Below are 14,462 nucleotides of genomic sequence, written 5' to 3' on the forward strand. Positions count from 1 at the left end.
CGATCGTCCCGGCATCAGCCGGCGCCACGCACGTCTCGACGGTCGTGAACTTCGAGGGCATCCCCCAGTTCACGCCGATCGCCGATCAGTACGCGGGCCAGGGCGTGCTGTTCGGGTCCCCGGCGCGGTTCGGGCTGCCCATCCCATCCACCTCCTGCAGCGGGGGCGGCGACGCGCGCAGCGGCGGGATCGCCGGCACGTCGGCGAACATCGCCTGCGCGACCGGACCCTCCGAGTTCCCCGACCGGCGGTTCGCCACGGCCTTCGAGTTCGACGTCGAACGCCGCCAGATCAGCTTCCGCATCGAGTCCCGTGTCGCGTCCAGCGGCAGCCTCCCGGCGACCATGCGCGTCTACGGGATCGGCGGCGCGCTGCGCGAGGAACGCCCCCTGACGCTGGTCCGCAACACCCCGCTCACGGTCAACGTGGCCCGGGGCATCCCCGACGTCGCGGCGATCGTCGTGTTCGGCGCCCTGGACCCCAACGACAGCGGAACGGTCCTGATCGACGACCTCGTCTCCCCGCTCGACGACGTCCCGCCACCCGCGAAGTGGTCGCTGGCGCTGAGCACCCCGAGCATCGAGATCGTGGAGGGAGCCACGGCGACCGCGAACGTCTCCATCCGCCGCTTCAACGGCTCCACGGGTCCCGTGTCGCTCTCGGTCCCCGACCTCCCGCCGGGTATCACGGCGACGCTCATCGAACCCAACCCGACCACCGGGCGGGACCCCGTCCAACTGCGCGTCACCGCCGCGCGGCCGATGACCGGCCCGCGGCAGATCACCGTGGACGCCAGCGGCGGGGGCTCGGCGGGCACCGGCATCGTGACCCAGGGGGTCCAGACGGTGACCGGGGTGCCCGCGGTGCAGATCGCCTCCGGAGGCCGGTTCACCCGGACCGTCGTCCCCGGCTGCGGGCCGCAGCGCTTCGAGGAGTCCTTCAGCGTCCGCGGCGGCCTGAGCACCAACGTCACGCTCGCCCCGGCCGTCTTCAACCCGGGCCTCACGGTCTCGGCGAGCCCGGCGAACGTGGCCACCGCCGGCGACGGCAGCTACCCGTACGGGCTCGTGCTCGATCCCGGCGCGACCTCCGGCATCCAGACGGTCCGCCTGCGCGCGTTCCCCGGCGGAGCGACGCCCGCGGATCTCGACGTGTTCTTCCGGGTCGACCCGGTGACGGTCGCGGCCGTCGCCCCGGCGAGCTTCGCCCGCCCCTCGCTCGGGTCCACGGGCCGCGTCACCGTCCGCGGGAACTTCCCGGCCTCGTGCGCGATCAAGTTCCAGGACGGCCAGGGCCAGGACTGGAGGATCCTGCAGCGCGACAGCGCAGAGGTGGACGGCAGGTACTTCGATCTCTGGACCCTCGAGGTCCCGGCCAACGCGGCCTCCGGCCCCCTGCGCGTGCTGAGTCCCGCGAACGCCGAGCTCGCTCGCACCGCCCCCCTCGACATCCGCGAGTTCCGCAACACGTTCGGGTTCAGCCAGGGCAACAGCGGGCCGGGGGCCAGGACCGCCAGCTACACCTGGGCGGACTTCGAGCGCACGTTCGGGACCGACGACACGGAGGCGTGCTTCGTGTTCTGCGTGCGCGACCCCATCGCCGCCGACTACTACGACACGTTCCGCAGCCAGGTCACCGCCAACCCCGGCAACGGCCTGTGCGCGGGCTGGGCGACGATGGCCCTGCGCTTCAGCCAGTTCCTCGGTGAGCAGCGCCCGTCGGACTACCAGCCCGGCGTGCAGCGCGCCTGGCAGATCACCCCGGCGAGTGACGGCACGCCGATCAAGCGCGACGTGGTGCGCTGGCACGTCGCGCAGTTCGACAAGTTCTTCCAGCAGGCACGGGCCCGCGGCTTCGCTCGCAGCCCCGCCGACGAGCGGGCGCTGCTGCGCGAGGCGAGCCGTGTCGGCGGCCTCTACGTCAGCATCCGCCAAGGCGCATCGGGCCACGCCGTGGTCGCCCACCAGGTCCAGGACATCACCACGCCGACCGGGCCCGGGCTGACGGTCGCGATCTACGACCCCAACCAGCCGTACGCGACCGCCGAGGAGACCTCGGGACCGTTCCGGACCGCCGCCCTGGCCAACAGCACGATCACGATCCAGGGGGACGGGAGCTGGTCCGGCGCGAGCTTCCCCTGGTCGGGCAACAACGGCACGCTCGGGGTCATCGACCCGCTGCCCTCCACGGACGCCAAGCTGCCGAGCGACTTCTCCCTCGCCAGCCTCCTCGGCAGCGCGGACGGTGCTCCGCCGGCGCAGGTCGCCACGATCACGTCCCAGGGCCGGCAGGTGCTCGACGGCTCCGGTGAGCCGCAGCAGGGCTCCGGCGTGGTGCTGCAGCCCGCGATGAGCGGAGCGGGTCCCGTGCCGCAGTACCGGCTGACCGAGGGCCAGCGGTACACGTTCGGACTGCGAGGCGCTTCCGCCGGGCGGTACACCCACTCGGTCATCGGGAACGGCGCGAGCGCGAGCGTCGACGGCGCATCGATCGCTCCCGGGGCCGCGGACGAGCTGACCGTCCGGGCCGGCGGGGCCGAGCTGGACTTCCGCAGTGCCGGCGGCTCGTCCGTCACCTACCGGGTCGCCGAGGACCGCGGACGGGCGACCCGCACGGCGACGATCGTGACGAAGGCCGGGCGCGGCGGCGGCGACGAGGTCGAACTGGCGGGCGGAGCCCTGCAGGTGCGCCACGCGGGGCCACCGGCCAGCGCCTCGATCACGCTCGGGTCGGTCGGCGAGGGACTGCCCGGCGCGGTGACCACCGCCCCGGTCCGACTCGGTGACCGTCAACGGCTCACGCTGTCCCCCAGCTCGTGGAAGGACCTCGCGGCCGGCGTGCGGATCACGGTCCGTGACCGCAGCGGGCGCGTCGTCCGCCGCGGTCGCGTCGCGCTGAGGACCACGCGGCGGATCGGCCTCACCAAGGTCCGCGCCCGCCGTTCCGGTCGCAAGATCACGCTGTCGGGCCGCGTCACGCGAGCCGGCGGCGCGCCGGTCCTGGCGGCGGTCGTCGAGCAGCTGCGCGGCTCGCGGACGGTGTCCCGCACCACCGTGACCCGCCGGGGCGCGCAGGTCCGCTCGGGAGCGTTCTCGTTGCCGGTCACCATCCGGCGGCGCGCGGGGACGCGCCTGCGGGCGACGGTGACGCTCGTGGACGAGGCCGCGGACCTGGTCTCGGTCCGTCGTCGCGTCGCGGTCCGCTGAGGGAGCCGATCAGCTCGGCAGGTCGAGCCGTCGTTCCAGCGCGTCCATGTCGCGGTCGCTGCCCATCGCGACGAGCACGTCGCCGGCCTCCACCCTGGTGTCCTCGGGTGGGCGCGGCACGAAGAGCCCGTCCCGGCGCAGACCGACCACGAACGCCTGACCCTGTACCTCGGCGATGGCCCGTCCGACCGCGGGACATCCCTCCGGCACGTCGATCTCGTCCAGCCGGAACCCGGGGGCGATCCCCAGCGCCCCGCTGATCTGGGGGTGGCGCGCCAGACGGGCGATCTCGGCGCCGCTGGCCTTGTACGGCGAGACCACCCGGTCGGCCCCGGCCCGCCGCAGCTTGCTCTCGGTCGCCTCGTCGGCGGCGCGGGCGATGATCAGCAGGCCCTCGCCGCGCAGCTCGCGGGCGCTCAGGGTGATGAACACGTTCTCCGCGTCGGACCCGACGCACGCGACGACCCCGCCCGCGCGGGCGATGCCGGCCCGGCGCAGCACCTCGTCGTCGGACGCCGCGCCCAGGAAGGCGCTGACACCACGGTCGTGCGCCTCGGCGACGACGTCCGGGTCCTCGTCGATCACCACGCAGGTGATCCCCGCGCCTTCGAGGTCGCGGACGACCTGGCTCCCGACGCGGCCGTATCCGCAGATGATCACGTGGTCGCGAAGGGAGTCCGTCATACGTTGCAGCCGCCGTTCCGCGAGCAGGTCGCCGAGGTGACCGGCGACGAAGAACTCCGTCACCGTCACGAGAGCGTAGAACAGGGTCCCGACACCGGTGATCACGAGCACGAGCCGCACGATCTCCCCGGAGGTCGTCTCGGGAGGTGCGTAGGACCCGACGGTCGCCACGGTGTCCACCGACAGCAGGAGCCCCCGCCACACGTCGACGTCCTCTGCGAGCGCCAGCGCGACCCCGCCCACCACCAGTAGCGCCGCGATCGCCGACAGCAGCTGCAGCATGCGCCGGGCGAAGGCGCGGAGCTCCTCGTGGCTTCGGCGTGCCCCCATGGCCGTCAGTGGTGGTAGGGCTCGCCGGCCAGGATCTTGTGCCCCCGGTAGAGCTGCTCGAGCAGCACCACGCGGGCGAGCTGGTGCGGCAGGGTCAGCCGCCCGAGCGAGAACCGGTGGTCGACGCTCTCGAGGTCCAGGCCGTAGGCGCCGCCGATCACGAAGCACAGGTCGCGGCCGCTCATCCGCCGTTCCTCGAGGAAGCGGCTGAAGCCGAGGCTGTCGAACTCCTCGCCCCCGACCGCCAGCAGCGAGGTGAACGAGCGGTCCGGGATGCGCCGCGCGACCTTCTCGTCCTCGCGGACCTCGATCAGCTCGACGCGTGCGTGGCGGGCCAGGAGCTTCTGATAGTGCTGGATGTCGTCCGCGTAGGGAGGGCGCAGGCGGCCGACTGCGAGAACGACGATGCGCACGGCTGCGATAGTAGACGTCGTGATGCCCGACGACGACGAACGGCCCGAGCGGCAGATCAACATCCACTTCGCCCCGGAGGACATGGCGGGGCACTACGCGAACTTCGCGAACGTCAGTCACTCGGACTACGAGTTCACCGTGACGTTCGCCCGCGTCGACCACGAGGTCGAGGACGACGAGATCCCCGGTGTCGTGGTGACCCGCGTGAACCTCTCGCCCAAGTTCATGCGCGAGCTGCTCGACGCCATGGAGGACAACTACTCGAAGTGGCTCACCCGGGAGGGGATCAAGAACCTGCCGGAGTTCCCGGGACCCGACGAGCCGAAGGATCGCTGACGACCGCCACCACGGTCCGTCGCAGCCGGCGGACGTAGAGGCCGACGGAGAGCGTGACCCCCAGGAGGAGCGCGGCGAAGGCTCCGAGCAGCAGCGGGACGTGGGTGGCCGCCCAGTCCAGCGCGCGTGACCAGAGCCCGGGAGCGGTCCCGGGGGTGAAGACCACGGTGCGCGCGTCGAGCTCCCGGTCGCCGTCGAGCAGCCGCACGGTGAGCCGGTGCGGCCCCTCCGTCACGCCCGGCAGACGGAGCTCCGTCCGAGCGCGGGCGCCGGGTCGGACCACCCCCAGGCGCAGCGGGCGCCGGGCCAGACGCCGACCTCCCGCCGTCGCGAGGATCACCTCGCCACGAGGTGTTCCCGGTGCGGTGCCGCGATTGATGACGGTCAACCGGGTCCGTGTCCCGCCGGCGTCGGCGTCGTCCGGCGTGCTGAGGCTCGCGACCCGCAGTGCGGGCGTCGGGAGCTCGTTGGGTCCCACCAGCTCGAACGCGACCGTCCGGGTGCTCCGGCGACGGCCTGCCTGCACGGTGACCCGGGCCGTGTAGCGGCCGGCGGGCAGCAGCTTGCGGACGACCACCGGGAACTCGCGGTCCGCGCCCGGCAGGACGTTGCCCGGCGTCAGGCCGGCCCGGGTGACCAGACGGCCGGCGTCGTCGCGCACGCGGAGGACGGCGGTCGGCCGGACGTGGATCCGCCCGGGGTTGCGCACGCGTGCCACGAAGCGCAGCGTGCGCGCCGGTGCCGCGGGCCCCTGCTCGGCCCGCAGGGAGACGATCTCCCCCGTGCGTCGGACCTTGCCCGGATACGTGAGGAGGAGGTTCGTCGTGAGGCGCAGCCGGGCGTCGACCACGGATCCCTCGTCGGTGGTCCCGTCGCCGCCCCGCACCGCCTCGAACACGACGACCCCGTAGGAGCCCGCTCCCGTCCGGGGCTCGGGGTCGCGCACGCGGACCGACACGGAGCGGGCGCCGGCCGCGGGGAGCGCGAAGCGCGCGGGCGACACGGTGGCGAGGCTGCGACCCGATCGCCGGCTCGCGGCGCCGAGCTCGAAGGCCGGCAGGCCCGACAGGTCCTGGCTCGCCGGCACGACGAAGGCACGCACCAGGACACGACGACCCGTGTCGTTGCTGACGCTGATCGGCGGGAGCGCGCTCCCGGCACGCACCTCGGCGTCGATCGAGGCCGGGGCTACGGAGACCCCGCCCAGTCCGGTGGCCGCGCCGGCCGGCGCGACGGCGCAGGACAGGCCGAGCGAGGCCAGGGCGGTGAGCAGGAGCGGGATGCGGCGCATCAGTATCCGTGGGAGGCCGTGTAGGTGACGCGCAGCCGGTAGGTGTCAGGTGAGACGCGACGGTCGCTGAACGTGGTCGTCAGCCGTTGCCGGATCCCGACCGTGGTGGTTCCGCACGCCAGGCCCAGCACGCAGCCGGTTGCCCCCTGGGCGGTGACGACCGTGGTCGGCGAGGACGTCAGGGCGGTGTAGGACGGGGTCTGCGGGATGCCCCCGAGCGACGTGAGGCCCCACGTCAGCGGGTTGGTGAGGTTCCGCGGGGACGCGACGTACGCGCTGCCGTTCCACTGCCGCATGCGGCCGTCGGCGAGGTCGCTCTGGATCCGCAGCCCCCAGGACTGGTTGCTCGAGACGACGACGCTCTGCTGCGCGGACGTGGTCGTGGTGCCGGCGTCGAGCGCCGTGCCGAGCGACACGTCGGCCGGGAAGCTCGCCTCCAGGCAGGGGATCACCACGAGGTTCAGCACGCAGGCCGCCTGCGCCGGGGGTGGCGCGGCGGCGCCGCCGAGCAGCGTCGCCCCGGTGAGGACGGCGACGGCGGCGCTCCGGAGGCGGACGCGGTCAATAGCCCTGGGCGACGTCGTAGGAGACAAGGATGCGGTAGTCGTTGACGCCCGCGTTCGCGTCGGCGTAGGACACGACCTGCTTGTAGGTCACGCCGACCCCGACGCCGCTGTCGTTCGTGGCCGCCTGCGTGCCGGTCACGAGCGCCTGGACCGACGAGAGCGAGGCGAACGACGTGCCCTGCGCGGCGCCACCGAGGGTCGACAGGCGCCAGGTCAGCGCGTTGGTCAGGACCTTGGGGGTCACGGGGACGTACGCGACCCCGGTCCACTCCTTCATCTTGCCGTCGACGAGGTCCGAGGCGACCTTGACGCCCCAGGCGGCGTTGGACTTGACGGTCAGGGTCTGCTCGCTCGAGGTGTTGCCCGTCGTCCCCGCGTCCAGGTTGCCCCAGGAGTACGCGCCCGGGAACGTGGCCTCGAGCGTGTTGGCGATGTCCGCGGTGACCGACTGGTTGCCGGACGCCGAAGTCGCTGCGGTGGCGCCTGCCGGCAGCGCGAGCGCGGCGAGCGCGGCAAGGACCAGGACTGCGGTCGTTCTGGTGGTGTGGTCGGGCTGGCGCGGCATCGTCCCTCCATGGGCGGTGGCGACCCTCCCTCCATGGGAGGGGTCGTCACGGATGATCGGACGCCGACGACCGGACTTGAGCGGATCAGCGCTGCCCGTCGCGGTACGCCTCGCCGATGCCGAGACGCTCCACGATCGACGGGTGGGTTCCGAGCACGAAGCGGGAGATGCGTGGCGGATCGGGATCCGCGACGTTCTGCAGCGCGATCCGCCGTTCGAAGGACAGGAACGCCGCGGGCGCATCCGTGAGCCGCAGCGCGTAGCTGTCGGCCCGCGCCTCGACCCGGCGACTGAGCTGGTTGGACACCCAGGTGACCGGCGTCACGACCAGGGCGAGCGACAGGGCGAGCGCCGGCACGGTCGCCGCGGACGGAGGCCCTTCCGGCGCCAGACGGTCGGTGATCCGCTTGACCGCGAGCATGCCGGCGGGGGCGACGAGGAGCAGGAACAGCAATCCCCGCGGAACGTCGCGGTAGTGCACGTGGGCGAGCTCGTGCGCGACGACCAGACGCACCTCGTCGCGCGTGAACTCCTGCAGGAGCGTGTCGTAGAGCACCACGCGCTTGGTGTCCCCGAGACCGGTGACGTACGCGTTGGCGCCCGTCGTGCGCTTGCTCGCGTCGACGACGAACACGTCGCCCACGTCGACACCGGCTCTGCGGGCCAGTTCGAGCACGTCGGCCCGGGTCGGGCCCGGGGGCAGCGCCTGGAAGCGGTTGAACAGCGGATCGATGACCGTGGGGCCGGCGTACGTGTACGCGGATCCCGCCAGCACCACCCCGCCCGCTGCGGCCAGCCACCAGCGACGCGGGAAGCGGCGCATCGCCGCGACGGCGAGGGCCGCACCGCTGCCGGCGAACAGCGCCCCGATGGCCCCCGACAGCGCCACGTCCTGGGCCCACCCGGGCCACGAACGGGTCGTCAGGCCGACGTCGATGGAGCGTTGACGGCTGATCGCCGACACCGGCAGGGTCACCGCGTCGAGCGCCAGAGCCAGGGCCGCGCCCGCGGCCGCGACGCCGAGCAGCCGCTCTCTCGGGAGGTGTCGCAGGACACGGCGCGGCGGCCGGTACGCGAGCGCCACGAGCAGCCCGCCCTGGAACACCAGGGACACGCCGAAGAGCGCGAGCTGGGGCCGACGGAACTCCTGCGCCCGTGCCAACTCGGGCTCGCTGAAGTACGATGCGACTCGCACCGGGTTCGGCGCGATGACTCCGTCGGTCGGCCGAAGCACCACGACTGCGATCTCCGCCACCAGGACGGCCGCGACCAGCGCGAGGGGAATCCGGAGACCCTGCGTGCGGCACCGCAACATCGCCAGTCACCTTCGCAGATGCACGTCGCCGTCCTCTCCGACATCCACGGCAACCGCCACGCCCTCGAGGCGGTGCTCGCCGACGTCGAGACCCACGCCGTCCGCGAGGTCTGGTGCCTGGGCGACGTCGTCGGGTACGGCGCCGACCCGAACGACTGCTGCGCCTTGATCCGCGAGCACGCTCGCGTATCGCTGGCCGGCAACCACGATCTCGCGGTCACCGGGGAGATCTCTACCGACGACTTCGCCCGTGGCGCGGCGCTGGCCGCCGAATGGACGCGCGAGGTCCTGCGTCCCGACCATCTCGAGTGGCTGCAGACGCTGCGCTCGTCGGGCACGCGCGGAGGGGTCGGGATGTACCACGGCAGTCCGCGCGACGCCGTCTGGGAGTACGTGCTGTCCACCCTGCTGGCGGAGATGTGCCTCGACGCCCAGCAGGAGCGCGTCGCCCTCATCGGGCACTCGCACGTCGCGCTCAGCTTCCAGCGCCCGGAGGGCGAGCCGGCGAGCGGCGAGGCGCGCACGCACGAGGACGTCGTGGACCTGACCGCCGGGGAGTGGCTCCTGAACCCCGGATCCGTCGGGCAGCCACGTGACGGTGACCCGCGCGCGGCCTGGCTGCTGCTGGATCTCGAACGGGCCACCGCCACCTGGCGCCGCGTCGACTACGACGTGCAGGGTGCCGGGGCGGCGATCAAGGCGGCCCGGCTTCCGCATTCGCTCGCCGATCGGCTCCAGTACGGTCAGTAGGCGTGCGTACGTTCCTCCCCCACTTCGTCGCCCTGCTTCTCGGCGGCGCGGCAGCCCTGACACTGGTCGCCTGCGGCAGCCAGGATCGCAGCGGCCTCCTGACCCCGGCGGACGCGCAGTCGCTGTCGGACAGGCTCACGAGCATCCAGGAGCGCGTCGACAACGGCGAGTGCACGGCCCTCGGCGACGACCTGTCGCGTCTGCGCGGCGCGATCGTGAACCTGCCGCAGACCGTCGACGCCAAGCTCCAGGCCCGCCTGGAGGAGGGCGTGGACAACCTGTCGTCGATCGCTCCGGACGAGTGCGCGGGTCAGCCGGTCGAGACCACGACCACCACCACGCCGACCACCGAGACCCAGACGCAGACGATCGAGACGACGACGACGCCGACCGTCGAACCGACCCCCACGCCGACCCCGACGCCGGAACCGACCCCGACCCCGACGCCGGAACCGACCCCGACCCCGGACACGGGCGGCGTCTCCCCCGACCCCGACCCCGGAGCGATCCCGTGAGCAACCAGGTCCTGGCCGGCCGGTACGAGCTCGGCGACCGCCTCGGCGTCGGCGGGATGTCGACCGTCGTCACGGCACACGACCGCCGGCTCGAGCGCGACGTCGCCGTGAAGCTCCTGGCCGAGCACCTCGCCGACGACGCCCAGTTCGTGTCACGGTTCCGGCGCGAGGCGCTCGCCGCCGCCCGGCTCGTGCACCCCAACATCGTGCAGGTCTTCGACTTCGGCCTCGACGAGACCAGCGGTCGGCAGTACATCGTGATGGAGCGCGTCAGCGGCCAGTCGGGAGCGGAGATCCTCCGCGCGCGCGGACGCCTCCCGGTCACCGAGGCCCTGGACATCGTGAGCCAGGCGTGCCGCGGCCTGGACTACGCCCACCGCGGCGGCGTGGTGCACCGGGACGTGAAGCCCGGGAACCTCCTGCGATCCGACGACGGCGTGGTCAAGCTCGCGGACTTCGGGATCGCCGCCGTGACCGACGAGTCGTCGATCACCCAGGTCGGGTCCGTCCTGGGGACAGCGTCCTATCTCGCCCCGGAGCAGGCCGCCGGCCAGGAGGCGGGCCCGCGGGCCGACCTCTACGCGCTGGGCGTCGTCACCTACCAGCTCCTCTCCGGCCGGCTGCCGTACGAGGCCGCGTCCCTGACCGAGCTCGCGCTCAAGCAGCAGCGCGAGGCGCCGCCCTTCCTGCACGACCTCGTCCCCGAGATCCCGGTGGAGCTCTCCCACGCGGTGGACCGGGCTCTCGCCCTCGACCCGCGCGCCCGCTACGAGAGCGCGCAGGCGATGGGCGAGGCGCTGCGCGCCGGGGCACGGGGGATCGCACCGGAGGAGGCCCACACGACGGTCGGCGAGCCGCCGACCACCGTCGGCCGTCCCACGGGCGTCACGCGCGTCGCCACCGACCCGCCCACCGACGACTGGGGCGCCGGCGGCGCCTTCCGCGAGGTCGAGGCACGCCAGCCCCGTCAGCCCCGTGCCGCGCCTGCGCCGGTCGTCCGCGAGCAGGCCGCCCCGGCCGCCCGGTCCCCGCGCCGGAAGAGCGGAGCCCGGCGGGCGATCGGCTCGCTCCTGGCGATCGTCCTGATCGCGGGCGCCGTCGGCATCGCCTACGTCTCGACGCAGGACTCCGGGAGCGCCGTCCAGCTGCGCAACGTCGTGTACGACGAGGTCGACAAGGCCATCACCGAGCTGCGCCAGCTCATCTCCGACAACACGCGCTGAGGCGCGAGGTCAGCCGGCGCTGACCAGGACGACGCCCGTCAGCGCGACGACGATGCCCGCCGCCTGGAAGCGGGCGACGCGCTCGTGCAGCACGGCCGCGGCGAGCACCACCGTCATCACGGGGTAGAGGGAACCCAGCACCGCGGCGACCGCATCGCTGCCCTTCGTCGTGGCGATGGCGAACAGCGCGTTCGCGCTGGTGTCGAAGATCCCGGCCACCACGAGCGGGGCGAGGTCCGTGCGACCGACCCGGACGCCCTGCCGGACCGCCAGCAGCAGCAGGACGATGACGACGACCGACGAGGCTCGGGCGGCGGCCACGGCGGTGAGCGCGCTGGAGCCCTCGAGCTGGCTGGCGTGCTGCAGGACGGTGAGCAGCAGGCCGATGAGGACGGCGGCCGCGACGGCGAGCGCGAGCGCCCGCGACGACAGCGGCGCGCCCGTGCCGGCGCCTGCGGGCTCACTGGCGACCAGCGCGCCGCCGGCGAGCGCGAGGACGAACCCGATCACCACGATCGTCGAAGGTGACTCGCCCCCGATGATCGCGACGCTCGCCGGGAGCACCGCGCCGCAGGCGGCCAGGGGCGCCACCAGGCTCATGGCCCCGGCCGCCAGCGCGGCGTAGAACGTGCCGATCGCCGCTGCGCCGACGATGCCCGCCCCGGCACCCCAGAGCAGGCCACCGAGCGACGCGTCAGGACGCACCAGCAGGAACACGGCCGCGGCGAGGACCGCACCCGCCAGCTGCACCCAGATCAGCACGACGATGGTCGGGAGCCGCCGGGCCCCCCGCCCGCCGAGGAAGTCCGCGATGCCCCACAAGGCCGAGGACAGCAGCGCGAACGCGACGGTCATGGCAGCTCGCCGGCCCGGAGCGCCGCGGTGGTGGTGGCGAGCGTCCCGTCGATCACCGCGTTGCGAAGCCTGGCCATCAGGCGCGCCAGATACGCGAGGTTGTGCAGGGTGAGCAGCCGCATCCCGGTGAGCTCGCGGGCGTGCACGAGGTAGCGCAGGTATCCGCGCGTGTACCCCAGGGAGCACGCGGGACAGGGACAGCCCTCCAGGAGCGGCTCGTCGCTGTCCTTGAAGCGGCCGGCGGTGAGATCGACCCGCCAGCGACGCGACGGGTCGTTGATCACGGCCACGCCGTGGCGCCCCAGCCGAGTCGGCATCGCGCAGTCGAACGTGTCGATGCCGAGCTCCACGCCGCGGATGAGGTCGTCCACCTCGCCGATCCCGAGCAGGTGGCGGGGCCGCGGGTCCTCGCCGCCGTCGAGTGCGCGCACCGCCCACTCGACGACCTCGTACATCTGGTCCTTGTCCGCGCCGAGCGACCCGCCGATCGCGATGCCGTCGACGGGACGGGAGGCGACCGCCTGCGTGCTCTGGACCCGCAGGTCCTGGTGCACGCCGCCCTGGGAGATCCCGTACACCATCTGGTGCTCGGGCCCGTGCGCCTCGTGCCAGGCCAGACAGCGATCGAGCCAGCGGTGGGTGCGCTCGGTCGAGCGCTGCGTGTACTCGCGCGTGACGTTGAACGGCGTGCACTCGTCGAACACGAGCGCCAGGTCGCTCCCGAGGGCGGCCTGGATCTCCATCGAGGTCTCCGGCCCCATGAACAGCGTCGAGCCGTCGATGTAGGACCTGAAGGTGACCCCCTCCTCCTCGATCCCGAGGATCTTGCCCATCCGCTCCTGCCCCATGGGGGCTCGGCCCTTGACCTCGTCGGCGACGGTCCCGTGGCCCATCGAGAAGACCTGGAAGCCTCCGGAGTCCGTGATGATGGGGGCCCTCCACCCCATGAACTCGTGCAGGCCGTCGAACCGGGCGATGCGCTCGTGGCCCGGATCGAGGAACAGGTGGAAGGTGTTCCCCAGGACCATGTCGTACCCGAGGTCGGCGACCTCGTGCGGGAGGAGTCCCTTGATGGTCGCCTTGGTGGCCAGCGGGACGAACGCGGGCGTGCGGACCTCGCCGTGCGCCGTGCGCAGAACGCCGGCCCGCGCCAGCGAGTCCGGGTCCCGTTGGACGATCTGAAGCGCGGTCACGCGCCCAGGCTAGACGCCTGGGCGCGGCCGGGACGTGACGTCAGGACGCCTCGGCGTCGATCGTCTTCGGTGCGTCGCCGCCGACGGCGATCTCGACGCGCCGCGGCTTGCGCTGCTCGGGCTTCGGAATGGTGATCTGGAGGACGCCGTTGTCGAACGCGGCACCGATGCCGTCGGCGTCGATGCCCTCCGGGAGGGTCAGGGAGCGCCTGAAGGACCCGGAGGCGCGCTCGACCCGCAGGTAGCGGCCCTCGCGGTTCTCGGTGGCGTGGGTGCGCTCGCCGGACACGGTCAGGACGTGGTCCTCGACCTCGATGGCGACGTCGTCGCTCGAGAGCCCGGGCAGGTCGGCGGTCAGCAGGTAGTGGTCACCGTTCTCGACGAGGTCCATCGCCGGAACCCAACGGCGGGCGGCGTTGGCGGCGAACGGCGTGCCGGTGGTCGCGGCCGGGGCGTCGAAGAGGGTGGAGAGGAGTCGGGCGGGTTCTTCCCAGCTGAACAGGGTCATGGGGACGTACCTCCTGAGTGGGGTTGTACTACGACTACGCCCAGTATGAAATCTCAGTCGGTTCGTGTCAAGTTCTCAGTCCGAACGACTGAGATCTTCACAGGCGGTGTCGTGACAGCACGTCGCGCTCCCCTCGGGCACGACGCGCGCCCAGATCTCACCCATGCGCTCCCGCTCGGCGTCGTCCAGGTGGGAGAGGAACCGGGCACGGACACCCGCGAGGTGGGTGCGACGCGCGGCCGCGACCCGCGTCACCCCGAGCTCGGTGAGCACGGCGTAGGCGCCCCGCGCATCGTCGCCGCACGCCTCCCGCTCGAGCAGGCCGTCCCGGGCGAGCCGGTCCACGAGCCGCGTGAGGCCGCTGCGGCTGAGGATCACGGCGCAGGCCAGATCGCTCATCCGCATCCGCCGGCCGGGGGCGTCGTGCAGGTTCATCAGGACCTCGTAGGAGGTGAGCGGGATGCCGTGCTCCCGCTCCAGATCCGCTCCGAGCTCCTTCGTCAACGCCGCGTGGACCCGCAGCATGCCCCGCCAGGCCGCGAGCTCGCTGGGCGTGAGCGCGTCGCCGGCGACGGGTTCGGTGGGTGTGGACGACATGGCGCTTCCTTCCTTGCTTGCGAGTCGCTTGCGCGTGCAACAACCCTACCAACGCCCCGGCGCGCGACCTCCGGTTGCGCACCGCGCTCGACCCGATACCGTTGCTCGTACAAC

Annotated in this window: 15 protein-coding genes; 5 read left to right on the top strand and 10 right to left on the bottom strand. The window is 72.9% G+C overall.

What is annotated here, in order from left to right; translation table 11 throughout:
* Window positions 1–3,206 (top strand): hypothetical protein (locus ABYE80_RS08295; RefSeq protein WP_372789799.1); only part of this gene is annotated, 3,206 nt, incomplete at its 5' end.
* 9 nt (window positions 3,207–3,215) lie between these two features.
* On the opposite strand, the gene ABYE80_RS08300 is transcribed toward ABYE80_RS08295, so the two are convergent.
* Together ABYE80_RS08300 and ABYE80_RS08305 are read right to left on the bottom strand one after the other, a co-directional pair.
* Window positions 3,216–4,220, bottom strand: a complete 1,005-nt coding sequence (locus tag ABYE80_RS08300) for a TrkA family potassium uptake protein (protein ID WP_372789800.1) — start codon at window positions 4,218–4,220, stop codon at window positions 3,216–3,218.
* A gap of 5 nt (window positions 4,221–4,225) precedes the next feature.
* Complete coding sequence (locus ABYE80_RS08305; RefSeq protein WP_372789801.1) at window positions 4,226–4,633, bottom strand: 23S rRNA (pseudouridine(1915)-N(3))-methyltransferase RlmH; 408 nt, start codon at window positions 4,631–4,633, stop codon at window positions 4,226–4,228.
* Between the two features lie 22 nt (window positions 4,634–4,655).
* Between ABYE80_RS08305 and ABYE80_RS08310 the strand changes: the two genes are divergently transcribed.
* On the top strand, window positions 4,656–4,970 hold the full coding sequence (locus ABYE80_RS08310; protein ID WP_372789802.1) for a DUF3467 domain-containing protein: 315 nt from the start codon (window positions 4,656–4,658) through the stop codon (window positions 4,968–4,970).
* Here the strand turns inward: ABYE80_RS08310 and ABYE80_RS08315 are convergent.
* The 4 genes from ABYE80_RS08315 to ABYE80_RS08330 all read right to left on the bottom strand — a co-directional run bounded on the left by ABYE80_RS08315 (window position 4,921) and on the right by ABYE80_RS08330 (window position 8,707).
* A complete protein-coding gene (locus tag ABYE80_RS08315) occupies window positions 4,921–6,261 on the bottom strand; it encodes a hypothetical protein (RefSeq protein WP_372789803.1) in 1,341 nt (446 codons plus the stop codon). The genes ABYE80_RS08310 and ABYE80_RS08315 overlap by 50 nt on opposite strands.
* Entirely contained in the window at window positions 6,261–6,854 is a 594-nt protein-coding gene (locus tag ABYE80_RS08320; RefSeq protein ID WP_372789804.1) for a hypothetical protein, read from the bottom strand. The genes ABYE80_RS08315 and ABYE80_RS08320 overlap by 1 nt, the downstream gene beginning before the upstream one ends.
* Complete coding sequence (locus ABYE80_RS08325) at window positions 6,823–7,392, bottom strand: hypothetical protein (protein WP_372789805.1); 570 nt, start codon at window positions 7,390–7,392, stop codon at window positions 6,823–6,825. The genes ABYE80_RS08320 and ABYE80_RS08325 overlap by 32 nt, the downstream gene beginning before the upstream one ends.
* 85 nt (window positions 7,393–7,477) lie before the next feature.
* Window positions 7,478–8,707, bottom strand: coding sequence for a M48 family metalloprotease (locus tag ABYE80_RS08330; protein WP_372789806.1), 1,230 nt, complete (start codon window positions 8,705–8,707; stop codon window positions 7,478–7,480).
* Window positions 8,708–8,725: 18 nt separating this feature from the next.
* Between ABYE80_RS08330 and ABYE80_RS08335 the strand changes: the two genes are divergently transcribed.
* Genes ABYE80_RS08335 through ABYE80_RS08345 form a run of 3 tightly spaced genes read left to right on the top strand, consistent with a single transcriptional unit; the run spans window position 8,726 to window position 11,195 of the window.
* Complete coding sequence (locus tag ABYE80_RS08335; RefSeq protein ID WP_372789807.1) at window positions 8,726–9,457, top strand: metallophosphoesterase; 732 nt, start codon at window positions 8,726–8,728, stop codon at window positions 9,455–9,457.
* Between the two features lie 2 nt (window positions 9,458–9,459).
* Window positions 9,460–9,972 carry a hypothetical protein gene (locus ABYE80_RS08340; protein ID WP_372789808.1) on the top strand — a complete coding sequence of 171 codons (513 nt, stop codon included), beginning with the start codon at window positions 9,460–9,462 and terminating at the stop codon, window positions 9,970–9,972.
* Window positions 9,969–11,195, top strand: a complete 1,227-nt coding sequence (locus ABYE80_RS08345) for a protein kinase (protein ID WP_372789809.1) — start codon at window positions 9,969–9,971, stop codon at window positions 11,193–11,195. Before ABYE80_RS08340 ends, ABYE80_RS08345 begins: the two co-directional genes overlap by 4 nt.
* Before the next feature lie 9 nt (window positions 11,196–11,204).
* On the opposite strand, the gene ABYE80_RS08350 is transcribed toward ABYE80_RS08345, so the two are convergent.
* From ABYE80_RS08350 to ABYE80_RS08365, 4 genes are all read right to left on the bottom strand, one after another.
* Entirely contained in the window at window positions 11,205–12,050 is an 846-nt protein-coding gene (locus tag ABYE80_RS08350; RefSeq protein WP_372789810.1) for an EamA family transporter, read from the bottom strand.
* Window positions 12,047–13,243, bottom strand: coding sequence for a tRNA guanosine(34) transglycosylase Tgt (gene tgt, locus ABYE80_RS08355; protein WP_372789811.1), 1,197 nt, complete (start codon window positions 13,241–13,243; stop codon window positions 12,047–12,049). The genes ABYE80_RS08350 and tgt overlap by 4 nt, the downstream gene beginning before the upstream one ends.
* A gap of 40 nt (window positions 13,244–13,283) precedes the next feature.
* Window positions 13,284–13,751, bottom strand: coding sequence for an Hsp20/alpha crystallin family protein (locus ABYE80_RS08360; protein ID WP_372789812.1), 468 nt, complete (start codon window positions 13,749–13,751; stop codon window positions 13,284–13,286).
* Between the two features lie 75 nt (window positions 13,752–13,826).
* Window positions 13,827–14,348, bottom strand: coding sequence for a MarR family winged helix-turn-helix transcriptional regulator (locus tag ABYE80_RS08365; protein WP_372789813.1), 522 nt, complete (start codon window positions 14,346–14,348; stop codon window positions 13,827–13,829).
* Window positions 14,349–14,462: the final 114 nt, after the last annotated feature.

Source organism: Paraconexibacter sp. (assembly GCF_041602235.1).
Taxonomy (GTDB): Bacteria; Actinomycetota; Thermoleophilia; order Solirubrobacterales; family Solirubrobacteraceae; genus Paraconexibacter.